The sequence below is a fragment of the Gynuella sp. genome, from assembly GCF_050297175.1.
In the GTDB taxonomy this organism is placed as follows: Bacteria; Pseudomonadota; Gammaproteobacteria; order Pseudomonadales; family Natronospirillaceae; genus Gynuella.
Window position 1 is genome coordinate 1 of record NZ_JBNKSF010000047.1, and the last position, 23,199, is coordinate 23,199.

The following is a 23,199-nucleotide window of genomic DNA, read 5'->3' on the forward strand; positions in this document are numbered from 1 at the left end:
AGAGCAGATCGGCCGAAAGGTCACCTCTGCGCCGCTTGGGTTGATTGTGCATGACCTTGAAGATGTGAATAACCGGCTGATTCAGGGTCATTATTTCTTTAAGGATATCCGGGAGGAAGGCATTGAGTTGTTTGCAGCAACTCCCAGGCCGCTGGCACTACCTGGAAATTTAACCGACGCAGAACAACGCGAGATTGCGCAGAAGCATTATGATCAGTGGCACGCAAACGCAAATGCCAGCATCAAGGTTTTCCAATATACCTTTAAGGAACTGATGATAAATGAAGCAGCCTTCAATCTGCATCAAGCCACCGAACGCCTCTATTCCTGCGTACTACTCACCTGCTCCAACTACCTGCCCAAAACCCACAATATCGAAAAGCTCCAACATTTTTGCATACAGATTGATTCCGACTTTACCGGCATTTTTCCGCTCGACAGTAAATTTCATCGGCGCTGTTTCCGCCGCCTGCAACGAGCTTATGTTGAAGCGCGTTATTCGGAACATTACGAAATTACAGAGGAAGAATTGAAGTATCTGGAACCGGAAGTGATCAAGCTGAAAGTGCTGGTGGAAAGAATTTGTCAGGCCAGACTGGTTTGAATTGTATTCGTCTCGATTTGTCAGTGATTTCCTATTTTCCTTACTCCTCTCTCAGTAAATCTGCATCCAGAAATTCGGAATATTTTTTTGGAATTGTTCCATTAAAGCTCGTAGCATAAATCGAAGCTCAGTCTATGAAGTGCTTGGCTTTACGGTACAGCGTAGGTGCGTCCGCCAACAGCCACTTGTTACGTTGCACTGGCATGTGCCTGATGATTGAAAAATAACACCAAGTTTCGTGCCGTTGTTACCTTGCCGTAGTATGGATTACTTTTGTAGCCCTCAAGACTTCGGCGAGTTCGTTGCGCAATTTCCTCAACTAAATCCAGATCGAGATCATCTTCATCAAGCATCAATGTGTCGAACAGATCATCAAAAGCCTTTATTGGTACATGTTGCTTAGTCGGAAGCGCGGCTTGAAGCTGCTCATAAACTGCTCGGATAATCCAAGTGTCTACGACCTTTGGATCAAGTTCTCTGGCAAATTCACAGATAGATAAACCACTGCGCTCTTTGCACAAATCTTGGAAATGTTTCTCTACTTTAGGCTGATCTATTGCACTCCAAGCTATTACTAATATGGCTATTCCTGCAAACACTAGCAAATACCAAGGCTGAAAAATAACGACTGCCAGTGCTATGACGAAAAAGATAATCAGTGCAGGCTTGCCTTTCTAGGCTCGTACTTGGGCATGAACCGTGATGCTTGCTTCATACTTCACCTCGCAACGTAACGCTTCCGTTTGCGGTTGGTTGGCGCGGAGCAGAAACCAATCCGAAACACGGTTTTGTTAGTTTTAGTCCACCCACACCGCAGGCTCTAAAAATTTACAGTAACGAACCGTTGATCCTGCATCCAATATACTACCTTCTCTTTCCCTATGAGCTTCAACTCGGAGAAAATAGCCTTCCAGTATTTGGAGCACGTTTAGACGAGCAATATCTTTTAGAAAATCTGATTCTAAATCAATATCATCAGTCACTATTGCCGTTAATTGCTTTAGTGCCCAAAGAGCCGACTCATCATCAAAAGCCTCTTCAGTCATCCAATGATCTAGTTCAACTTTTACATCTAGATCAGGGCAAAGCTCTTCCGAATACAAGTTCGAAGAAATAAGTAACGCTGATATTAGGATAAGCTTCTTCACATTCACCTTCAAAAACTAACAGCTCTACATCCACGGACAAAATATCCAGAAGACGCTTTTTCCTGAGCCGCCAAACTCACTCAGTCCCATCAAATCCCATCAACATAGGCACACTGCCCATTTCTGTCAATTTCGCTCGCTGGGTATTCGGTCTGGAGACGCTGTATCCAGAAAAATCGGTCGCCTGCGGAATGCCGACGAAGCAGAGGTGGACGGAGAGGTGTCTGAGATCAAACAGAAATTCAAGGGTCTCGATGATGATCGAGGGCCTGCGTTGGCGGGCAGGCCTGTCAGTCAATCAAATTTGAAAAGAGAGGGTAACGACAGCGCGTACTCCCAACGCAGGCCAATACTGGAGATCTGGTAAAACGTTCCATGGGCATACTGTAACTTGGTATCCAGCACATGATAGAACGCCGCCAGTTGTATACGGGGGCTGAATTCATAGCCAACGGCCAATGCGTAACCGCTGCCTTCCCGACTGTCCGCACCTCTGACGGCGCTAACCTTATCGGCACTGAAATTCAGTGACTCATGGTGGATCGCGATTTCCGCGTACGGTGACGGTGCCATATCATTCCAATATAGCCGGTAACCAGGCCCCCAGTAACTGTAATGCTTGGCCAGCCCGATAGTTCCCTGATCGAAAAAAGCCTGCCCCATATTCCAAAACACCAGATTATGCGCATTAATAACCATACCGAGCTTGAGCTCATAAACCGGCCCAGGAAACAGATCCAGATTCTCATTTTCTGAGGCATCGCCAGAGCGCATTGTTACCAGCGGTTGATCGTAATCCGCGTCACCGCGATGTACCGCCAAACCTGCAGCGAATGACAGATATCCCCCTTCTCGGTCCGCTGCCACACCATATGGCACAGCCAGGACAATCAGCAAAAGCACCAGTTTATTCACCATGTGCTACTTGCCTCCAAAGAGTTGTCTTGATAACAGCTTGAATTCGATTTGAATCCCATAGCTGTTCACATCATAGTAAGTGCCGATACGCTTCACTGGAATTATCAGCAATAGGTTTTCATCTGTGTCCGTAGACAGGTGGTTATAAAAAATCCCCAGATCCAGATTTTGATTTACTTCATATCCAAGGTTCAGGGAATAAGCCCCCCAGGACTCGGAGTTGTCCTGACTGGCATCAGACTCGGCATAGTTAATATCGCCTTTGCCAATACTGAAACCCAGGTAGCCCGACCCCGTTTGCGGGGAAATATAATAGCGATAGCCAAGACTATTGAGCCGCAGGCGATGATCAACATCCGTTTCTCCTTCGCCAAAATTAAACTGCGACCATGACAGATACAGCAGATGCCTGGCCCCCAGGTGGGTTCCAACACGGAACTCGTAGCCTGGTCCACTGGATAGATTCATGCTATCTGAGCGCGTTAATATCGTATCCTCAAAGACACAGTCAAAATCACACGGATCGACTGTCGCATAAGTAACAGCCGTGCCGGAATGACCGGAATAATTCAACGCTGCAGACACATAGAAAGTCCCACGTTCAGCAGCGTTCGCCAGTACCGACAACATCAATAATCCCAGAACCAGCGAATATTTTTTGATCTCAGACACCTAAATATCTCTCCTTTTTATGACAATGTTCCCAACGCTGATGCCTATTATTCGTGGCCCATAGAGGCGACTTTGTCAGGACAGCGGGTTGTAGGCAAAGTGTTTTATTTAACCGCTTTCGCCAGCAGGCGATCCAGTTGATTGGCAAATTCCTGCCGGTCCTGAAGGTTCAGTGGCGGCGGACCACCGTGTTGTGGTACACCACTGGCGCGCATGGTATCCATAAAGTCACGCATGTTCAGACGGGCACCGATGGTATTGGCGGTGAATCGTTCACCCCTCGGGCTCAGAGCATGGGCTCCTTTTTCCAGCACCTCTGCAGCCAGAGGGATGTCCGAGGTAATCACCAGATCGTTCGGCTCGGCCCTGCGGACAATTTCGTTATCGGCAATATCGAAACCTTTTTCCACCTGCAGACTGCGAATATGAGGTACCGATGGCGTCGCCACCGGTTGATTGGCCACAAAAGTCAGAGCCAGTCCGGTGCGCATGGATGCCTTGATCAGCACTTCCTTGATAACCTTCGGAACCGCATCAGCATCTACCCAAATATGCATGATATCTCCTTCTGTTTGGCTACTCGTTCGAGCATCACAGGGTTTTCAATAGTTCGCGCAGCAAGGTCCAGAATGGTTCGACGGTTGCAATATTCAGTCGTTCGGTCGGCGAATGCGCGCCCTTGATGGTCGGACCAAAACTAAGCATATCGACGTCCGGTTTTTTGCTCTTGATAATACCGCATTCGAGGCCAGCATGGATTGCTTTGGTCGCAGGTTCTGCACCAAATATTTCCTGATACACCTGTTTTCCGTGTAACAGTAAGCCACTCTCGAAATCCGGCTGCCAACCGGGATAGTCCAGCAGGGTTTTGGGCTGCAGAGAAAACAATTCCGCCAGCGCCATATAATGATCCACCAGTGTTTCGGCTTCTTTGGCATTAAAAAAGCGCATACTCACATCCATTGACCATTGGCCCTGATCCAGACTGACTTTGGCCAGGTTGGCACTCAGATCCACCAGATCGGCGGGTTGCTGCAGGTTATAACTCTGGGCCCCATGGGGAAACAGCTGCAATGCCTGAATGAACAGCTTCTGCGCAGGTGCTGTCAATACCGCTTCCGGCATCTCGGTCGCGCTCAATGTCAGGGTAAGATGGTGATCCGTATCAGGCAGATAGCTCAGCCATTGCCGGCTCAACTGTTGACTCAATTGCTCCAGCTGCGGAAGCAGTGATTGCGGTGCAGTTATGACCAGCTGCCCTTCCCTGGAAATCACATTGTGCGCCACACCACTACGGTAAGCTGCCAGACGGACATCTGAGGATTGCACCCGATGTAGCCACTGGGCCAAGAGTTTATTGGCATTGCCCAGCTGATGATGGATCTGAATACCGGAATGACCACCGGTCAGACCTTTCAATTCCAGTTGCAAGCCAACGTGATCCGCTGGAACTGCTTCTGTGTCCAGGGTTCGTTCCAAACGCCATCCCTTGCCACCGGCGCAGCCAATGAAAAACTCACCCCAGTCCTCGGTATCCAGATTCAGCAATCGGGTACCTGACAATAATGTCGCGTCCAATCCACTGGCCCCAAAAAGTCCGGTTTCCTCTTCGACGGTGAACAGCAGTTCCAGCGCCGGGTGCTGTACTTCCGGATCGGTCATCACCGCCAGTGCTGCCGCACAGCCGATACCATTGTCAGCACCCAGGGTGGTGCGATCTGCGGTCAACCAGCCATCAGTGATCTGCAATTGCAGCGGATCAGTGGCAAAATCGTGTGTCTTGTCGTCGGTCTTCACTGTGACCATATCAAGGTGATTCTGAATGATGACAGTCGGCCTGGATTCAAAACCGGCGCTGGCGGGCACATAGATGACCAGATTACCGGCGCTGTCCATCCGGGTTTCCAGACCACGCTCCTTTGCCAGCGACAGACAGTATTGACGAACCTGCTGTTCCTGACCGGAAGCTCTTGGAATTTGACTGAACTGATAAAAATGCTCAAACAGATGTGCCGGAGAGGCGGGAAAATGATCAGGCTTCATAACAATCTCTGTAACGGATTAACCGCGCCATTGTAACTGACCGGCTACGGGATACCAGTGACGAGATGTGCCACTGGTATCGGGAATGCATCAGGCTCTGGGTTCGACGGCCGACCAACGAATCAGATCATCGTATTTCGGCTGCCGGGCCAGCATCTGGACCATCGCGTTGTATGGCATAGGTATACCGGTCAGAAATCCCTGTACGTGGTCACAGTGCATCTGCTTCAGCAGATCCAGTTGCTGGGTACTCTCCACGCCTTCGGCCACCACCGTCAGACTCAGATCATGCGCCAGATTAATCAAAGAGCGGACTAAATGACGGGAATTTTCCTTTTCCAGCATCTGACGAATAAAGGAACGATCAATTTTGATCGTGGAGATCGGAAAGCTATGAATGTGAGTCAGGGAAGAAAAGCCGGTACCAAAATCATCCAGCGCAATACTGACACCCTGATTATGAATATCCGTCAATACCGCCTGGGCGGTTTCCAGGTTTTCCATCACTGATGTTTCGGTCAGTTCCAGTTGAATACAATGAGGATCAATCTCCAGACGCGAAATCATCGAACTCAGTTTTTTATAAAACTCCCGATCACGCAATTGGATAAAACTCAGATTAACGGCAATTTGCGGTGGTCTCAATCCCTGAACCTGCATCTGGGCAACAGCCTCGCAGGACTTTAGCAGAATCCACAAACCCAGCGACTGGATGAATCCAGTATGTTCCGCCCGGGGAATAAATTCACCGGGTGGAATCTGCCCATATTTTGGATGATTCCACCGGACCAGTGCCTCCAGGCCACTGACATGGCCAGCATGCAGATCAAACTTGGGTTGAAAGTACAATTCAAACTGTTGCTTGGCCAACCCTTCTACCATTTCGGTATCCAGGGTCAGATCTGGCAAGCGGGTCAGCCCCTGACCAAATGCCAGTACCCGGCGCTGCCCGGTCTTGGCCTGCTTGACGGTATCCAGCACATAACGAATCAGGGTATTGGCGTCGACATCGGTCTGCGGATAAATCAGGTAACCAATACAACTCTGCAACACACACTCCTGATCCTGCACCGCAAACGGCATGGCAATGGATTCCTGCAACCATAATAACAGTGCATTCAGGCGGACCCGGTCTTTCATATCCGGCACCGTAATCAGAAACTGATCACCGGCCATACGACTGATGAAAGCATTGTCCGGTATGACACTGAACAGCCGTTCAGCGACCTGACCCAGCATGTGATCACCCTGGCGATAACCAAACACCTCATTGATATAACCAAATTCGCGTATATCCACACAAATCAATGCCACTGATCTGCCGCTGATGAGCACACTATTGCAGCTCATTTGCAACCGATCCAAAAACTCCGGCAATAACAGCAAGTTGCCGTTTTTAGGCGGATGTTGTAAGGGTTGGATCCGGGTCAGCAGCATCTGTACAAACGGAAGATCAAGCTGGGCCGTCAACAAAAATCCGCCTGCACCACAATCAAGTACCTGTTGTGCCGTGCGAATATCCGCTACCAATGCAATCCAGGGTATATCATTCTTTAACAGGGCCTTACTCGGGTGTTCACAAATAAGCAGTTCACAATCCGCTGACACCGTCTCATCCGGCATCAGCCACTGAACATCTACTGCCAAGGCCATAAAACTCTCTTGCAACTTCTGTCTGACATCCTCATTGCGAGACAGAACAGCAACTCGTTGAGGAAGAACTGGCACTCAAGATATCCTAATAACGAAATGTTGTTTAATGTTAGGAAAGCTTCAAAACATGATCAGTTTTTCAGCAGTTTCCTTAGGTATAGCTCATAAAATGAACTACTGATGAATCACTATACAGAAAATCGGCCATTAATTTCCGCTAAAATTAATCTGCCAGACACATTTAGAAGACACATTGCAAAAGTAGCACTGTTTTTAGCCTTCTAAACTCTTAAAATTCGCAATCCTTTTAACCCGCAGGGACTTCCCATTGAGCAGACTGAACAGCCGACAACAAGAAGCCGTCCATTTTATTGGCGGTCCGTTACTGGTGCTGGCCGGTGCTGGCAGCGGTAAAACCAGCGTTATAACACAGAAAATTGCCTACTTAATCAGCGAGTGCGGCATCAAGGCTCATCACATTGCAGCAGTCACCTTCACCAACAAAGCAGCGAGGGAGATGAAGCAACGGGTCAGCAAGCTGTTAAAAGGCAAAAGTACACGTGGTCTGATCGTCTCAACCTTCCACAACCTGGGTTTGAACATCCTGCGCAAAGACGGCGCTGCGATTGGCATCAAAAACGGCTTCACCCTGTTCGATCAGCAGGACTCCCTGGCCATCATCAAAAATATCATTGCCACCGATTATCCCAATGAGATGGATCAGGCAGACTTCTTTCAGCACCTGATCAGTAACTGGAAAAATGATCTGATCAGCCCAGCACAGGCAAAGTCTTACGCCACCGAAGAAAATGTCGTCATGGCCGCCGAGGTGTATGAAGCCTACTGTCGGATGCTGGGAGCATACAACGCCACCGACTTTGATGATCTGATCCGCCTGCCGGCACTATTGTTTCAGCAACATCCGGATATTCTGCACAAATGGCAAAACCGTATCCGTTACCTGCTGGTGGACGAATACCAGGACACCAACACCAGCCAGTATCTGCTGGTAAAATACCTGGTCGCCGGACGTGCTGACTTTACCGTGGTGGGTGACGACGACCAGTCCATTTATGCCTGGCGCGGTGCCCGACCGGAAAACCTGGTACAGCTGCAAACTGACTTCCCCAGTCTGAAGGTGGTCAAACTGGAACAGAACTATCGTTCAACCAGTCGTATTCTGAAAGCCGCCAACACCGTCATCGACAATAACCCGCACGTCTTTACCAAAACCCTGTGGAGTGAAATGGGCTATGGCGATCCGATCCGAATTTTCCGCTGCGCCAACGATGAGGCGGAATGCGAACGGGTTGCCAGCGAGATAGTGGCTGCTCACTTGCAGAAGAAAATTCCGTATCAGGATTTCGCCGTGCTGTATCGCGGTAATCACCAGAGCCGGATTCTGGAGATCAAACTCCAGGCCAATCAGATCCCGTATACCGTCAATGGCGGTACCTCGTTTTTCTCGCGCGCAGAAATCAAGGACGTCATGGGTTATCTTCGCCTGCTTATCAACCCCGATGACGACGCCGCCTTTCTTCGTATCATCAACACCCCCAGACGGGAAATTGGGCCGGCCACCCTGGAAAAACTCAACGATTACGCTGCCGGACGCGGTACCAGTCTGTTCAAAGCCTGCTCCGAAATGGGCCTGCGACTGCACCTGCCGGAAAAAGCGGCCGACAAACTGGTACAGTTCGTCCGCTGGATGGAAGATACGGCCGAAAAAGTCTATCGCCATGAAGCCCCTGCCCAGATTCTGCGGGAAATGCTTGCGGATATTGAATACGAATTCTGGCTGCGCCAGGACAGCGGCTCAGCCGGAATGGCCGAGCGCCGTTGGTCCAACGTGAATCAGCTGATTGATTCCATTACCAACATGCTGGAAAAAGAAGACCCAGAGACGGATGAAAAAATTGCCATCGAAGATGCAATTGCCAAATTGATTCTACGCGACCTCATGGAACGCCAGGAAGAGGAAGGCCAGCTCGACTCCGTTCAACTCATGACCCTGCATGCTTCTAAGGGTCTGGAGTTTCCGCACGTGTACATGATCGGCCTGGAAGAAGAACTGCTGCCTCACCGCAACAGCATCGAAAGCGGGGATATCGAAGAAGAACGGCGACTGATGTACGTGGGCATTACCCGGGCGCAGAAAACCCTGACTCTCACTTACGCGGCCAAACGCAAACAGTTCGGTGAAATTATCGACTGCGTCTCCAGCCGTTTCCTGGACGAGCTGCCTCCTGATGACCTCGAGTGGCACGGCCGTGACGGCGCGATTTCTGCTGAGCAGAACAGAGCCCAGGGACTGGCGGCGCTGCAAAGTCTGAGCAGTCTATTAGACGACTAACGGGAAATCTGCGCTAAACTATTAACCAGTGTTGGACCTGTGGTCCAGGGTCATGCATCCAGGTTGACCTGGCATATTTAATGACCGGTTAGTATCAAGCATTCAGAGCAATTGCCGATAGAGATATCAGGCCCAGGCACGAGACCGCCACCATGTTAAACGATTTCTCAGCACTGTATAAAAACCAGCAGTTGGAAGAAATTCATACCGACAAAGTACTGGCCAAGCACTACATTGGAGATCGTATCGTCATAAACGGTGAGAGCTATACTGTGACCGGAAACTACCCAAGACACGGCTACCTGTTTGGCATGCCCAACAAAATCAGCCGAGGTCAGCGCAGTGTCAAAATTGTCTACGGTGAGCCAGTCAAATAATGGCAGGGAAGATGGCCGTCAGTGACGGCGGACAGAAAGCACAGTGAGCGCGCCTTCAGCGTTTGAAGAGGTTCCAGCCCGAACTGGAACCGGCAACCAGACAGTTATTCTGCCTTGGAAATCATATATTCAATAACACCCTTAATATCATCATCGGAACATGCACCACAGGTTCCTCTGGCCGGCATGGCATTGAAACCATTCAGAGCGTGTTGCAACAAAGTATCTTCACCCTGTGCAATCCGTGGTGCCCAGGCAGCCTTGTCACCCAGTTTCGGCGCACCTGCAGCACCCGTACCGTGACAGGCAAAACAGGTAGACTGAAAAATCTGCTCAGGCGTCTTGGCCTCATCAGCCGAAGCAGTTGCTGCCGCTGCAGACGCACAGTCATCTCCCTGCACACACACTTTGGCAACCGGCTTGATCCGATCAATCAATGCCTGCTCAGCATCACTGGTTGCCGCCTGAATTAGACTTGCCAAAATTGCCGTAACCACCAACAGCATGATTTTTCTAACCATCTCATCCTCTCTCGTTCGGGGAAAACCGACCGGCGTCACCGGCTCTGGAAAATAAAAGTGCGCAGAGTATACCGGCAACCTCTCACGACTGAAACACAGACCAACACCGACTTTAGGGTTTTTTTACCCCATCCAAGTCCATGAAAAAGTCCCCAAACCACCAAAACCCCGAATATAAGTCACTGAAATAAAATGCCTTATGGACATCAACCACACAATCGCTACAATACGCCCCCTCGATCACCTGCAAACGATCGAGACACCCACCCCTAGCTCAGCCGGTGGAACGACTGGACCGAACACTCACTCGATTCAGCACATAAAAAGACTGAGACCGTCAACGAACCGACGTTAAACTGTTCAACATTACCCGCCCGTAGCTCAGCTGGATAGAGCGCTGCCCTCCGGAGGCAGAGGTCTGAGGTTCGAATCCTCTCGGGCGGGCCATATACCAAAGAACCCGCTTTTAGCGGGTTTTTTGGTATATGGACTGCCTGAGTCGGACGAGACGCTCAGTCAGGTTCGACAAAACGCAGGAGCGTTTTGGACCGCACAGCGCCGCAACGCGGACGAGTGCAGGACAGCACTCGGGTCTATCCGATGACCACAACCCCAGCACCTCACAAGCACCGACCATCACCCCAGCTCAAGCGGGTTTTTTGGACTATGGACTGCCTGAGTCGGACGAGACGCTCAGTCAGGTTCGACAAAACGCAGGAGCGTTTTGGACCGCACAGCGCCGCAACGCGGACGAGTGCAGGACTGCACTCGGGTCCATCCGATGACCACAACCCCAACACCTCACAAGCACCGACCATCACCCCAGCTCAAGCGGGTTTTTTGGACTATAGACTGCCTGAGTCGGACGAGACGCTCAGTCAGGTTCGACAAAACGCAGGAGCGTTTTGGACCGCACAGCGCCGCAACGCGGACGAGTGCAGGACAGCACTCGGGTCCATCCGATGAACACAACCCCAACACCTCACAAGCACTCTTTAGCACGCCCGTTCTTCTCAATGTATGCCGGTACAAAGATAACTAGGCTGCTCGATCAAATCGGCAACCTGTTGCAGGTTTTCTTGCCATTGGTCACGGCTAATTGGCCCACCAAAACAGAGTCGTACTGCATTGGGCGGATTATTGTCTGTCGAGAAAGCGGCACTGGAGACCGCACTAACACCCAGTTGGCGAAGCTCTACCGCCAGTTCTGACGGATTCCACTCGGAGCTTTTGGGAATATCCAGCCATAGGTGAAAAGCACCTTCAGCACTTCGAATCATCCGTTTGCCCAGTTGCTCTTCCGCTAAACGCAAACGGGCAATGGATTCACGTCGAATGCTTTTCACCATCTGGTCCGCACTGCCATCCAGTATCCACTGGGTCACAAGAGCATCAGTCAATGGACTCGACATCACATGCAACGCCCGCATTGCTGCAGCTAGCCTCTGATGCTGACGCCTGCCTGGCGAGTGCAGAAAGGCAGAACGTACTCCCGGACCAAAACACTTGGAAGTACCGGTGATATACCAGCTCAGCTCTGGCGCCAGTTCAACAAAACTGATCGGAGCCTGCTCTGCCAGTATGGTGTAGGCTTCGTCCTCAATGATGGGAATGCTGTAACGCAGACATACGTCGGCGATGGCTTCGCGACGATTTTTGCTCATGGTGACAGTGGTCGGATTGTGAATGGTCGGATTTAGATAGATAGCACCAACGCAGCCCTGTTTGCAGATTTCTTCAAACGGGCGCACCAATGGTCCATCGTTATCTCGCTCCAGCGAATGCAGCTGAATACCCAGATGCGCAGCAATCGCCTTGATTCCAGGGTAAGCCAGACTTTCTACGCACAGCACCTGATGTTTCTCCACCAGCATACTCATTAACCCCACCAGCGCAGAATGAATTCCCGGGCAAATCATCACTTGTTCCAATTGTGGGTTGGAAAGACGCTGATCCAGCCACAACAGCGCCGCTTCGCGGTTTTCCCGCGTACCACCAAACGCCTGATAACGCAGCATGGAATACAGATCGCGCTGGGCAATCACTCCAAGAGCGCTATCGCGTATTTGCTCAACCAGAGTCGGTATTGCCGGCTCCACCAGCAGATTCATAGTCATTTCGTAACTGCCATGACTTGGACGAACTGTGGCGGTCTTGCCTATTACAAAAGTACCAGAGCCAGGATGTGAGTCGATCAGGCCACGGGTTTTGGCTTCCTGATAGGCACGTGCCGCCGTGGTGTAATTAATCCCGGTGGCTTCCGCCAGGTCCCTCAGTGGCGGCAGCCGATCCCGCGGCTGCAAACGCCCGCTATCCACATCTTCACCGATCAGATCAGCAATCAATCTATAGATGGGAATACCCTGGCTATTTTTCAGACGGCGGGCCCAGCGTGCCAATTCAGTATTTTTCATGATGGTTCGATCCAGATAGAACTTGATGGATAGGACAAAGCGGATAGTACGGCAGCGATCCATTCCAAGAATAATGACAGGCTCTGTCGAGCCCAGGCAATGCAATCAATTTTCAGATGATTGCACGAGTCATCATTTTGCCAAAGACTAAAACCAAACCATATAACCATTTTGCATAAAGCTGGCATTTTATCAGCGCATACTCTGCCCTGTAAGCACATTCATAGTGCAAAAAATCCGACCGAATTGATCGGGTATTGATTGCTTTTTGATCAAAATAAAAATTATTTTCATCTTTGAAAGATTCTAAAAACCTGATTGATTGCTTATTGATTGCAATCATTAAATTCCAAATTGGCCCCTTGATTGCTCCACATTGATTGCACAAATTGATTGCATCAGCAAAAAACAAGTATGCGGTCTTCCCACACTATCGAGGAGCAGAAACATGCCTACAGTGACTCAGCCACAACATAAAGACGGCGATTTTTTCGTGGATTACGAAGAAAAAGTATTTGAAGACGTAAAGGCCCGTGACGGTGAAAAAGCACTGGTCACTTTTCACACTGTCGCTTTCGAAGGCTCGATTGGCCTGGTCAACATGCTGCAAGCCACGCGCTTGCTGCGCAAAGGTTACGAGACTTCCATTCTACTGTACGGACCGGGTGTAACGCTGGGTCTCCAGCGTGGCTTCCCAACCTTGGGTGATGAAGCATTCCCCGGTCACCAGAACTATGCCAACCAGCTGAAAAAATTCATGGCCGAGGGCGGTAAAGTTTACTGCTGCCGCTTTGCCCTGCAGGCTCTTTACGGTCACGGTGAACCATCACTGGTTGAAGGGATTACACCGATCAATCCGCTCGACGTGATGGATCTGAAACTGCTGCACATGCGTGACAACGCAGTGATCATCGACACCTGGACGCTATAAGGAGTACGCGGCCCATGTCTTACCGTGACAACCACAAGACGGTGCGGGCCGCGGCCGTTCAGATCGCTCCGGATCTTCGGAGCGCCAACGGCACGCTGGCCAATGTACTCAATGCGATGGACGAAGCCGCTGCCCGCGGCGTGGAGCTGATCGTATTCCCGGAAACCTTCGTGCCCTGGTATCCATATTTTTCTTTCGTCCTGCCAGCAGTGCAATGTGGTGCTGAGCATTTACGCCTCTACGATGAAGCCGTAGTGGTACCCGGTCCAATCACAAATGCGGTGGCGGAACGCGCCCGCAAGCACAGCATGGTAGTGGTTCTGGGTATCAACGAGCGCGATCACGGCAGCCTCTACAACACTCAACTTATTTTTGACGCCGATGGTCAACTGGTACTGAAGCGCCGCAAGATCACTCCAACCTATCACGAACGAATGATCTGGGGTCAGGGTGATGCTGCTGGCCTGAAAGTCGCTGACACCCATGTCGGTCGCATCGGCGCACTGGCCTGCTGGGAACACTACAACCCGCTGGCACGTTATGCCTTGATGACACAGCACGAGCAAATCCATTGCAGCCAGTTTCCGGGTTCACTGGTTGGACCAGTCTTTGGCGATCAGATAGAAGCCACTATTCGCCACCACGCACTGGAGTCTGGCTGTTTTGTGGTCAACGCGACCGGGTGGCTCAGGGACGAACAGATCGAATCCATCACTCCGGACGAGAAACTGCAACAGGCGCTGCGGGACGGCTGCAACACAGCAATCATCTCGCCAGAAGGCAAACATCTCGCCCCGGCACGAACCGAAGGTGAAGGCATGGTCGTCGCTGATCTCGACTTCAAACTCATCACCAAACGTAAACGCATGATGGATTCAGTCGGACACTATGCCCGTCCAGAGCTACTGCGCCTGGCGATCAACGATCAGCCTACAGCTTACCAACAAGCACTGTTTGAACAGGCCAGTCATCAATCCACCCCCACTCAACCCCAGTTCTCAGAGGCCGGAGGAGAAGAGCATGAATCAGGCTATCGAATCACCCCAACGCTTGATTACTGAGCTGCAAACCCGTGGCTTACGACTGACTCGCCCCGATCAACGTCATGTCGCACGTCGTGGTGGCGCCGGTCCGTCAGATCATCAGGCCGTCACAGTGGATGGCACCACCGTAATGGTGCCGATCTATACCGAATCAGCCTGGGAATCCCCGTTCGAAGTCGAGTCGCTAAAGGACGGCGAACAAATTGTACAACAGACTGACGCCCAGCTGATTCCATTAAAAAATGTCAGCTTTACCAGCGAACCACAGTTCTACAGCGGCCAGACCGCCGACGGTGTGCCCTATTCACACATCGCCACATTGCACAGCAGGGATGTTCTGGCCACCACGATTTTACAGACCTGCATACGCTACGAAAGCCGTAGGAAAGCCTGCAAGTTTTGCTCGATCGGCCAATCACTACGTGCCGGTCGCACCATTGCCGAAAAAACGCCGGCACAGCTCGCCGAGGTCGCCAGAGCTGCGGTCGAACTCGATGGCGTCAGTCAGATGATCATGACCACCGGCACACCCGCAACACCTGACCGTGGCGCCAAAGTCATGGCCGACAGCGCGCGTGCGATCAAAGCGGTGGTGAACATTCCGATTCAGGGCCAGTGCGAACCACCGAAAGATCCCAGCTGGTATCAGGTGATGAAAGACGCCGGCATCGATAGCCTGGGCATACACATCGAAGTCCTGGACCAGAAACTTCGCGAAGAGATCCTGCCCGGCAAGGCGGAGGATACTCTGGAAGACTACATCGAAGCCTTTAAGCAGGCCGTGGTGGTATTCGGCCGAGGTCAGGTCAGCACCTACATTCTGGCCGGACTCGGCGACCGCCGGGAATTCATTCTGGAGGTCAGCCAACGCTTGATCGAAATCGGCGTGTATCCATTTGTGGTGCCCTTTGTGCCAATTCGGGGAACACCGCTGGAAGATCATCCATCGCCATCCCCGGAGTTTATGGAAAGTATCCTCAAACCGCTGGGCAAGGCACTGTTCGACGCCGGTATGACCTCAGATACCGGCAAAGCCGGGTGCAGCAAGTGCGGCGCTTGCTCAACTCTATCAGAGTATGAAAAAGCCGCAGCCCGGGAAGCTGGCCTGGTCGAGGATGCATCTTCCAGGCGAATCGAAACCAGCCCTGTGAGGTTATCTGGTGCCTGTAACTAACCATTCACGTGCACAAACATCTGAACGAGGAATCCGCCATGAACTATCCGCATTATTCGGATTACACCATTAAATGGACAACGCTGGACTGGGAAATCAAACAAGCCCATGCGCTGCGCCGCAAGGTGTTCTGCGAAGAACAGCACCTGTTCGAAAATGATGACCGCGATGCCATCGACAGCCATGCGCACACACTGGTAGCACTGGGCAATCACGGTGGCTGGCACCAGCAAGTCGTAGGCACAGTGCGGATTCATCGCCAAGGTCCTGACAGCGATGACCTCTGGTATGGCTCACGGCTGGCGGTCGATCCGGCGTTCAGATCCCAGGGGCTACTGGGCTCCACTCTGATCAGACTCGCGGTCAGCAGCGCCCACGCACTTGGCTGCAACTGTTTTATGGCCACCGTACAGGTCCAGAACGAACCTCTGTTCAAACGACTCAACTGGCAGACCCGCGACTACCGCCATATTCTGGGAATGAAGCACGCCATTATGGAGGCCGACCTAAGTGCTTACCCGCCCTGTTTTACTCCCAACAGCGGTTTTGTGCTGAAAGCTCGCAAGCAACATAAAGCGACCCGCGTCTGGCCCGGGCTGTTGGACAGTATCCATCATCAAACCGAAACAACCGGCATCGCCGTAACAATGTCATAGAGATCAGCACAGCATTGAGAGACCAGGCCATGAACATGATGATGAAACCACCCCAGTTATCGCTATCTGACCTGCTGGAGCAGGTGTCACAACGCGGTGGCATCAACCTCAAGCAGGATATCGCCAGTATCAGCCAACACCTGCCGCAACTGCCTGCCAACTGGCATCGCAATGGCGATGACGCTGCGGCCATACCACTTGGTCCACGGGGCGAACATGGTTATCAGCTACTCGCTATTGAAGGTATGCAAGGAGAATTGGTGCGCAAACAGCCCTGGTTTGCCGGTTGGTGCAGCGTCATGGTGAACTGCAGCGACATCGCAGCCATGGGCGGACGACCAACGGCAGTCGTCGATGCGCTCTGGTGTGATGCCCACCAGCCGGAACACGAGCAATGGCTATCCGAATTGATGCGAGGCATGCGCGATGCTTCGTCACACCTGGGGGTCCCGATTGTCGGTGGGCATACCAATCTACGTTCAATGCACGCCAATCTCGCGGTATCGATTATGGGACACGCCAAACGACTATTAAGCGCTTTTGCTGCCAAACCAGGTCAGAAAATCGTGGCCGCCATCGACCATCGTGGCCAGTTCCAGCATGGAAGCCTGAACTGGAACGCGGCGACCAGCGCACCGGCTGAACGACTGCGAGGTGACATGGAGTTATTGCCCTTGATCGCCGAGCAACAACTGGCCGATGCCTGCAAGGACATCAGTCAGGCGGGCCTGCTGGGTACCTGCATCATGCTGCTGGAAAGCTCTGGGTGTGGGGCCGAAGTGTTACTGGAACAGCTGCCAGTGCCCACCCAGGTTGAGCTATCAGACTGGCTCTGTGCTTTCCCCAGTTTCGGCTATCTGCTCACCACCGATGCGGAGCGATTGCCGCAACTGCTGGCCACATTTTCTGAGCGGGATATCTGCGCCACTGTCATCGGCCATATGACCGACAGCCAAACCCTGGAAGTCAGTTGGCGCGGCCAACAGCAGTGCTTCTACAACCTCAAAGACACCAGTCTGACCGGATTCACCTAACACCAGATAACACCCTGCTAAGCCGGCCGGCACAGAGATGACGGCCGTTTTCCAAGCCCACTAACCTGAAAACTTTAATGGCGGCAAAGACCGTCAGGGAGGCCCTATGCCCGCAGTTAACTTTTATCTCCGCTGGCCCGATGGTAAGGAAGAGCAATGCTACTCCCCCTCGACCGTGATTTATCAAACTTTCAAAGCCGGCGACACCATGCCATTGAGCGAATTCATGCAGAAAGCGGAAAGCGCTCTGTCCTCCGCCAGTGAACGGGTCAAAGCCAGTTATGGCTACTACTGTTCCAGTGCTTCGGATCAGTTAAGCCAACTTAAACACCGCGCCAGCGACTTTAACGATCACAACCAACTCATCACGATTCTGTCGATGCGTGAGCTGGCCAAATAATCCAACTCACATTCAACGACCACACAGTAGGCACAGATATACAAATTACGGAGAGAGAACGACTATGACCAACAGCAATCATTACGACGTCATCATCGTGGGCGGCGGCCAGTCCGGCCTGGCCATGAGCTATTTTCTGCAACAAGCCAACCTCAGCCATCTGGTATTCGAGAAAAACACCATCTTTCATGGCTGGAAGCATGAACGCTGGGACTCATTCACGCTGGTCACACCGAACTGGCAATGCGACCTGCCAGGCTTGCCGTATGACGGTGACGACCCCAAAGGCTTTATGACCGGCAAACAAACCGTCGAATGGCTGGAGCGCTTCGCGGCCAAACTGAACGCTCCGGTTCGGGAAGGTGTCACGGTGAAAATGGTCGAGTCTGACGACAATAATCTGTACCACATCAGGACGACAGACGGTGACTACACTGCCAGTCAGGTCGTGGTATCGTCCGGTGGCTACCACCAGCCAGTCATTCCCCGTATGGCCGAGCGCATTCCTGATTCTGTGCATCAGATCCACTCCGCTCAATACAAGAATGCCGCCCAGCTGCCGGAAGGTGCCGTCCTGGTAGTCGGTTCCGGTCAATCCGGTGCCCAGATTGCCGAAGATCTACACCTGGAAGGCCGCAAGGTATATCTGGCAACTGGTGACGCTCCCCGTGTAGCACGTTTTTACCGCGGCAAGGATGTGGTCGAATGGCTGCACGACATGGGCTATTACGAAATATCTGTCAAACAGCATCCTCTGGGCAATAATGTCGCCGCAAAAACCAACCACTATGTCACTGGCCGGGATGGTGGTCGTGATATCGACCTGCGCAAATTCGCGACTGAAGGTATGGAACTGTATGGTCCGATGACTGACTTCGATGGCGAGAACCTGATCTTCAAACCCAACCTCAACGCCAACCTGCAAAAAGCTGACGATACCTACAACAGCATCAACGCCCGTATCGATGCATGGATTGAAGAACAGGGTATTGAAACTGCCGAAGGACCGTCCCGCTACGAACCGGTATGGCAAGTGACGGAAGAACGTACCTCTCTGAATCTGGCTGAGTCTGGTATTACCACTATTTTGTGGTGCATCGGTTTCCGCCCGGACTTCAGCTGGCTCGACGCGCCGGTATTTAACGGTCAGGGTCATCCCAGGCACGATCGCGGCGTTACCAACCAGCCTGGCCTGTACTTCATTGGCCTGCCATGGCTGCATACCTGGGGCTCAGGACGCTTTGGCGGTGTCAAACAGGATGCTGAATACCTGTGTGAAGCGATGAAGCGCTATCATGCGACTTGCCCGACCCAATCAATTGAGGCAGTTGCCAGCGCCTGAATACCGGTCGGTCGTCGGGCAGCGGCTTAGGACTTATCCTGGACGAATCACCTTACCGTCAAAGTAAACACCCCACGCCCACACCAACAGTGCCTGACGACATCAGATTGGTTGGGACCGCACGGGCATGCCATATCCGATGCCTGTGCATATATCGGTTTTCAGCCAATATGCCCGGCATCTCCCGGTTGAGAGGTTGTTAACTGCTCTGTAATGACCTCACTCAACCAATCCATAAACACCCGCAAATGCCGGCTGGAACGTCGCTTGGCCGGATACAACATCGACACGGCCATGGATGCCGGTGGATTCTGGTTCAATACTTCAATCAGACGACCGTGTTTGAGATCGTCGATAACACCATATACAGGAACCTGAACCAACCCCAGGCCCGCGAGTCCCGCAGTAATATAGGCATCGGTACTGTTGGTGGTAAACGGGTGCGGCAACACCAGTTCACGGTATCCATCGCGCTCCTGAAACTCCAATGCTTCCACACGTCCGGACGAAGGCAGCACATAGCCCACCATTTGGTGCCCCTGCAACGCTTCCAGACAATCAGGCACACCAAAGCGCGCCAGATAGTCCGGACTGGCCAGCGTCATATTGGGCAGTGCCGGTAAGGGTCTGGCGATCAGGCCACTGTCTTGTAAGGTTCCGGCGCGAATCAGCAGATCCACCCCCTGCTCTATCATATCGACCCGAATATCAGACACGCCGATATTCAATTCGATTCCCGGAAAACGCCGATAAAACTCCGGCAATTTCGGGATGACCAACAACCGTGCAAACCGGGATGCCATATTCACCCGGATCATCCCTGTCGGCTGGGTTTCCTGTGAAAATAATGTGGATAACTCTTCCCAGTCGCTCAAGAGATGCCTCGCCTTTTCCAGTATGGCCTCCCCTTCAGAGGTCACCCTGACCTGGCGGGTGGTGCGCAGCAACAGCGGTACGCCCAATTGTTGCTCCAGACGCTGTACTGCTTGCGTCACCGTGGAACGCGGCAGGTTCAGGCTGACTGCTGCACGGGTAAAACTATGAGCTTCACAGACTCTCTGAAATATGGCGAGGGTTTGTAATCTATCCATCTTATTGTTCGCAATTTGCAAATACTGAAGCTGTTATAAGCATATTTATTCACAAAGTAAAAACATAGAAACTGCCTCCACCATTTACATATGAGGAAACTCCAATGAAACAACGCCAACTGGGCCAGCAGGGTCCTGTGGTATCCGCCCTGGCACTGGGCTGTATGGGCATGAGCGAATTCTATGGCACCACGGATGAGGCGGAATCTTTGGCCACTCTCGATATGGCACTCGAACACGGGGTGAACTTTTGGGATACCGCTGATATGTACGGCCCCTACAGCAACGAGCTATTGCTGAGCAAAGCCCTGGCAGGACGCCGGGACAAAATATTTCTGGCCACCAAGTTTGGCATCGTCCGTGACCCGACCGATCCCCATAAACGCGGCGTCAACGGCCAGCCGGATTACGTCAAACGCGCCGTAGAGGACAGCCTGAAACGACTCGGTACCGATTATATCGACCTCTATTATCAACACCGGATGGATCCCGATACCCCCATTGAAGAGACGGTGGCCGCCATGGCCGAACTGGTCAAAGCCGGGAAAGTACGTTACCTCGGCCTGAGCGAGGTAGATGCTGAGCGCCTGCGTCGGGCTCAGGCAGTCCACCCAATCACTGCCGTGCAAAGCGAATACTCGCTCTGGACCCGTGATCCGGAGTACAACGTGCTGGATACCTGCCGCGAACTCGGTGTCGGTTTTGTCGCTTACAGCCCTCTGGGGCGCGGCTTTTTAAGCGGCCACATTCGCACCATTGATGATCTGGACGCCAATGACTTTCGGCGTTTTAACCCCCGCTTCCAGGGCGACAACTTCGCCAAAAACCTGCAACTGGTGGATGCCATCAAAGCCATGGCCACCGACAAAGGCATTACACCATCCCAACTGGCACTGGCCTGGCTGTTGACCAGAGACCCTCACCTGATCCCCCTGTTCGGCACCAAACGACGCAGCTACCTGGCCGACAATATCAACGCCGTCGACGTGGTTCTCAGCCCGCAGGAATGCCAGGCCATAGAGCAGATCTTTCCGGTGGATCAGGTAGCCGGGCTACGCTATGCCGAAGAAATCATGACCATGCTGCCACAGGTTTCAAAGTGATGACTGCCTGAGGACACTCGCTGATACAGGGATGTATCACCCCCCCAACAATGCCACCAGAAAAGTTTGGATCAACATGGTTCCAAAGGGGGAATTTTTTCCGTAATCACCATTATCGGGCGATGTTCACTGAATACCAGAAAAGTACGACTGAACAACGAATCCGTTGCCTGCATACCGAAATATCCCGCCAGATCACCCGCCGGCTCACAGCGATAATCGACAAAGCGCTTAAACGACTCGACACCGTGCTGGTTCAACACCTTGCCAATGGGCGTATCCGTGTGAGTCAACTGCTGCCGAACCGGCTCACCGACACGACCACAAAACACAAATGACTCAGCATAAATATAATGACGCCGGCTCTCCTCCCCCCGCAACAGAATCCTGCGAACCAACAGTTTTTCCGGCTCAGGGACCTGCAGATAAGACTCATTGAACGGCATCAACTCCGTGCCCTGCATAACCTTATGCACCTGAATCAACTCCAGAAAACAGGACTCCAGAATATGCGTCAACGTGCCATTAGTCGTCAGCAGAATACGCGGAATCAAACCAACCTGATGCAGATTGATATCCCCTAGAAAACAGCCCTCCGGCCGCCGGACCAATCCGAGTGTGGTTTCCAAAACGAATATATCCTTTAGTCAGATAACAAGACGCGATAGCTTACGCATAGATGAGTGATGAATACAGAGGGGGATTATCTTCAATAACCGGTTGGAAGGGTTTTTCCTGACCTGCTGTCAGAGCACCCACCCCGACCACACATTTCAAACCCAGTCATGACGGATATCGAGCTAATTATTTGGGGAGAAACAACATCAGTCCGATCAAAACCCAGATCAATGCAGAAGCGATCAACCACAGATAGCGGAAAACCCCAGGCTTTGGAGCAGAAGATTTCGGCATAAAACGCGTCATCACCGCTGCGACTAAAGCAAACCCCAATGGCCAAAGCTTATCATAGTGACCAGATGGCAATATCACCGCCAGATACGCGACACCCCAACCAACGGCTGCGCCAACGCCATACCACAGAACTTTCCAACGTCGCTGTTCCGCATTAACTGCCATGCCCCAAAAACAAGCCGTTAATGTCCCCAGAAAAGCTGCAAAAACCAGCTGCGGGGTGGTGAACTTGCCCTTTTCCTTTGGATCGGGCTTTAGGGCTTTTTTGTGTATTTACTCTTCAAATCTGAAAGTTCATTAGCAACAGCAATGGGAACATGATATAGGTGAGTTCCTATTTCATCGTAATGTCCTGCGACAAACACCCAACCACCTGTTTCTGTCAATGCTATTTTTTTTTGTTCTTCAAAAAAAGCCGCTGGAACAAAATCAAGCCTTTCGTCTACAGAAAACTCTATTTCTCTAAAGCACCCATTGACCCGAAATGAAATCTTTACGTCCAATCCGCTCCAAGTTTCAACAATATCCGAAATATTGATTTTTCCTCGTGAAGCATATGCAAGGTTTGTTAGGTGTTCTCGGTAAAACCCCTCGTCCTGATAAATGTTGCAATCATCAAATTCGACTAAAAAAAATGGCGATAAAGATTGAGTCGTTAATATCTCTAATGGATGTATAAAATCGTAATTTTGCCAATGATTTACAATTTCAGCGATTTCCGTCTCTGTAGGTAACGTTTCAATTAACTGATATTTTTTGAGTATGCTTAACACCTCGGTACTGATATCGATAATTTTTTGCTTATCCATA

General features: G+C 51.6%; 25 protein-coding genes and 1 tRNA gene. 12 read left to right on the forward strand and 14 right to left on the reverse strand.

Going from position 1 to position 23,199, the window contains the following annotated elements; translation table 11 throughout:
* Window positions 1-604, forward strand: a 604-nt coding sequence (locus tag ACQY6I_RS19555; RefSeq protein ID WP_428243194.1) for a HEPN domain-containing protein, incomplete at its 5' end; no start/stop codon positions are given.
* Window positions 605-792: 188 nt separating this feature from the next.
* Here ACQY6I_RS19555 and ACQY6I_RS19560 read toward each other — a convergent pair.
* From ACQY6I_RS19560 to ACQY6I_RS19590, 7 genes are all read right to left on the reverse strand, one after another.
* Window positions 793-1,203: a hypothetical protein gene (locus tag ACQY6I_RS19560; RefSeq protein WP_428243195.1), complete on the reverse strand. Its 411-nt coding sequence runs from the start codon at window positions 1,201-1,203 to the stop codon at window positions 793-795.
* Between the two features lie 198 nt (window positions 1,204-1,401).
* Window positions 1,402-1,752 (reverse strand): hypothetical protein, encoded by a 351-nt coding sequence (locus tag ACQY6I_RS19565; RefSeq protein ID WP_428243196.1) that lies wholly within the window; start codon window positions 1,750-1,752, stop codon window positions 1,402-1,404.
* Between the two features lie 294 nt (window positions 1,753-2,046).
* Window positions 2,047-2,670 (reverse strand): hypothetical protein, encoded by a 624-nt coding sequence (locus tag ACQY6I_RS19570; RefSeq protein ID WP_428243197.1) that lies wholly within the window; start codon window positions 2,668-2,670, stop codon window positions 2,047-2,049.
* Window positions 2,671-2,673: 3 nt separating this feature from the next.
* A complete protein-coding gene (locus ACQY6I_RS19575; RefSeq protein WP_428243198.1) occupies window positions 2,674-3,342 on the reverse strand; it encodes an outer membrane beta-barrel protein in 669 nt (222 codons plus the stop codon).
* 104 nt (window positions 3,343-3,446) lie between these two features.
* Complete coding sequence (locus ACQY6I_RS19580; RefSeq protein ID WP_428243199.1) at window positions 3,447-3,899, reverse strand: YaiI/YqxD family protein; 453 nt, start codon at window positions 3,897-3,899, stop codon at window positions 3,447-3,449.
* 34 nt (window positions 3,900-3,933) lie between these two features.
* Window positions 3,934-5,385 (reverse strand): beta-Ala-His dipeptidase, encoded by a 1,452-nt coding sequence (gene pepD / locus ACQY6I_RS19585; protein ID WP_428243200.1) that lies wholly within the window; start codon window positions 5,383-5,385, stop codon window positions 3,934-3,936.
* A 90-nt stretch (window positions 5,386-5,475) separates the two neighbouring features.
* Complete coding sequence (locus tag ACQY6I_RS19590; protein WP_428243201.1) at window positions 5,476-7,113, reverse strand: putative bifunctional diguanylate cyclase/phosphodiesterase; 1,638 nt, start codon at window positions 7,111-7,113, stop codon at window positions 5,476-5,478.
* A 253-nt stretch (window positions 7,114-7,366) separates the two neighbouring features.
* Between ACQY6I_RS19590 and rep the strand changes: the two genes are divergently transcribed.
* Together rep and ACQY6I_RS19600 are read left to right on the forward strand one after the other, a co-directional pair.
* Window positions 7,367-9,391, forward strand: coding sequence for a DNA helicase Rep (gene rep, locus ACQY6I_RS19595; RefSeq protein ID WP_428243202.1), 2,025 nt, complete (start codon window positions 7,367-7,369; stop codon window positions 9,389-9,391).
* 152 nt (window positions 9,392-9,543) lie between these two features.
* Window positions 9,544-9,768 carry a hypothetical protein gene (locus tag ACQY6I_RS19600; RefSeq protein WP_428243203.1) on the forward strand — a complete coding sequence of 75 codons (225 nt, stop codon included), beginning with the start codon at window positions 9,544-9,546 and terminating at the stop codon, window positions 9,766-9,768.
* A gap of 104 nt (window positions 9,769-9,872) precedes the next feature.
* Here the strand turns inward: ACQY6I_RS19600 and ACQY6I_RS19605 are convergent, their stop codons facing one another.
* A complete protein-coding gene (locus ACQY6I_RS19605; protein ID WP_428243204.1) occupies window positions 9,873-10,289 on the reverse strand; it encodes a c-type cytochrome in 417 nt (138 codons plus the stop codon).
* Between the two features lie 370 nt (window positions 10,290-10,659).
* On the opposite strand from ACQY6I_RS19605, the gene ACQY6I_RS19610 reads away from it, so the two are divergent.
* Window positions 10,660-10,736: transfer RNA gene (locus ACQY6I_RS19610), tRNA-Arg, on the forward strand.
* Between the two features lie 566 nt (window positions 10,737-11,302).
* Here ACQY6I_RS19610 and ACQY6I_RS19615 read toward each other — a convergent pair.
* A complete protein-coding gene (locus tag ACQY6I_RS19615; protein ID WP_428243205.1) occupies window positions 11,303-12,703 on the reverse strand; it encodes a PLP-dependent aminotransferase family protein in 1,401 nt (466 codons plus the stop codon).
* Between the two features lie 112 nt (window positions 12,704-12,815).
* Window positions 12,816-13,115, reverse strand: coding sequence for a hypothetical protein (locus ACQY6I_RS19620; protein ID WP_428243206.1), 300 nt, complete (start codon window positions 13,113-13,115; stop codon window positions 12,816-12,818).
* Between the two features lie 36 nt (window positions 13,116-13,151).
* Between ACQY6I_RS19620 and ACQY6I_RS19625 the strand changes: the two genes are divergently transcribed.
* The 7 genes from ACQY6I_RS19625 (at window position 13,152) to ACQY6I_RS19655 (ending at window position 19,283) form a co-directional block, all read left to right on the forward strand.
* Complete coding sequence (locus tag ACQY6I_RS19625) at window positions 13,152-13,634, forward strand: MSMEG_0572/Sll0783 family nitrogen starvation response protein (protein ID WP_428243207.1); 483 nt, start codon at window positions 13,152-13,154, stop codon at window positions 13,632-13,634.
* Window positions 13,635-13,648: 14 nt separating this feature from the next.
* On the forward strand, window positions 13,649-14,695 hold the full coding sequence (locus ACQY6I_RS19630) for a Nit6803 family nitrilase (RefSeq protein ID WP_428243208.1): 1,047 nt from the start codon (window positions 13,649-13,651) through the stop codon (window positions 14,693-14,695).
* Window positions 14,655-15,851: an MSMEG_0568 family radical SAM protein gene (locus ACQY6I_RS19635; protein ID WP_428243209.1), complete on the forward strand. Its 1,197-nt coding sequence runs from the start codon at window positions 14,655-14,657 to the stop codon at window positions 15,849-15,851. The genes ACQY6I_RS19630 and ACQY6I_RS19635 overlap by 41 nt, the downstream gene beginning before the upstream one ends.
* A gap of 38 nt (window positions 15,852-15,889) precedes the next feature.
* The gene (locus tag ACQY6I_RS19640) at window positions 15,890-16,507 is read left to right on the forward strand and encodes an MSMEG_0567/Sll0786 family nitrogen starvation N-acetyltransferase (protein WP_428243210.1); all 618 of its coding nucleotides are present in this window, start codon (window positions 15,890-15,892) and stop codon (window positions 16,505-16,507) included.
* Window positions 16,508-16,536: 29 nt separating this feature from the next.
* Window positions 16,537-17,541 (forward strand): sll0787 family AIR synthase-like protein, encoded by a 1,005-nt coding sequence (locus tag ACQY6I_RS19645; RefSeq protein ID WP_428243211.1) that lies wholly within the window; start codon window positions 16,537-16,539, stop codon window positions 17,539-17,541.
* A 106-nt stretch (window positions 17,542-17,647) separates the two neighbouring features.
* Window positions 17,648-17,941, forward strand: coding sequence for an MSMEG_0570 family nitrogen starvation response protein (locus ACQY6I_RS19650; protein ID WP_428243212.1), 294 nt, complete (start codon window positions 17,648-17,650; stop codon window positions 17,939-17,941).
* A 64-nt stretch (window positions 17,942-18,005) separates the two neighbouring features.
* Window positions 18,006-19,283, forward strand: a complete 1,278-nt coding sequence (locus tag ACQY6I_RS19655; protein ID WP_428243213.1) for an MSMEG_0569 family flavin-dependent oxidoreductase — start codon at window positions 18,006-18,008, stop codon at window positions 19,281-19,283.
* A gap of 161 nt (window positions 19,284-19,444) precedes the next feature.
* On the opposite strand, the gene ACQY6I_RS19660 is transcribed toward ACQY6I_RS19655, so the two are convergent.
* Window positions 19,445-20,374, reverse strand: coding sequence for a LysR family transcriptional regulator (locus ACQY6I_RS19660; protein ID WP_428243214.1), 930 nt, complete (start codon window positions 20,372-20,374; stop codon window positions 19,445-19,447).
* 104 nt (window positions 20,375-20,478) lie between these two features.
* Between ACQY6I_RS19660 and ACQY6I_RS19665 the strand changes: the two genes are divergently transcribed.
* Window positions 20,479-21,477: an aldo/keto reductase gene (locus ACQY6I_RS19665; protein ID WP_428243215.1), complete on the forward strand. Its 999-nt coding sequence runs from the start codon at window positions 20,479-20,481 to the stop codon at window positions 21,475-21,477.
* Window positions 21,478-21,548: 71 nt separating this feature from the next.
* Here ACQY6I_RS19665 and ACQY6I_RS19670 read toward each other — a convergent pair whose 3' ends face one another.
* From ACQY6I_RS19670 to ACQY6I_RS19680, 3 genes are all read right to left on the reverse strand, one after another.
* Window positions 21,549-22,106 (reverse strand): chorismate--pyruvate lyase family protein, encoded by a 558-nt coding sequence (locus ACQY6I_RS19670; RefSeq protein WP_428243216.1) that lies wholly within the window; start codon window positions 22,104-22,106, stop codon window positions 21,549-21,551.
* Window positions 22,107-22,281: 175 nt separating this feature from the next.
* Window positions 22,282-22,554, reverse strand: a complete 273-nt coding sequence (locus ACQY6I_RS19675) for a hypothetical protein (RefSeq protein ID WP_428243217.1) — start codon at window positions 22,552-22,554, stop codon at window positions 22,282-22,284.
* A gap of 89 nt (window positions 22,555-22,643) precedes the next feature.
* A complete protein-coding gene (locus tag ACQY6I_RS19680; RefSeq protein ID WP_428243218.1) occupies window positions 22,644-23,198 on the reverse strand; it encodes a hypothetical protein in 555 nt (184 codons plus the stop codon).
* Window position 23,199 lies beyond the last annotated feature (1 nt).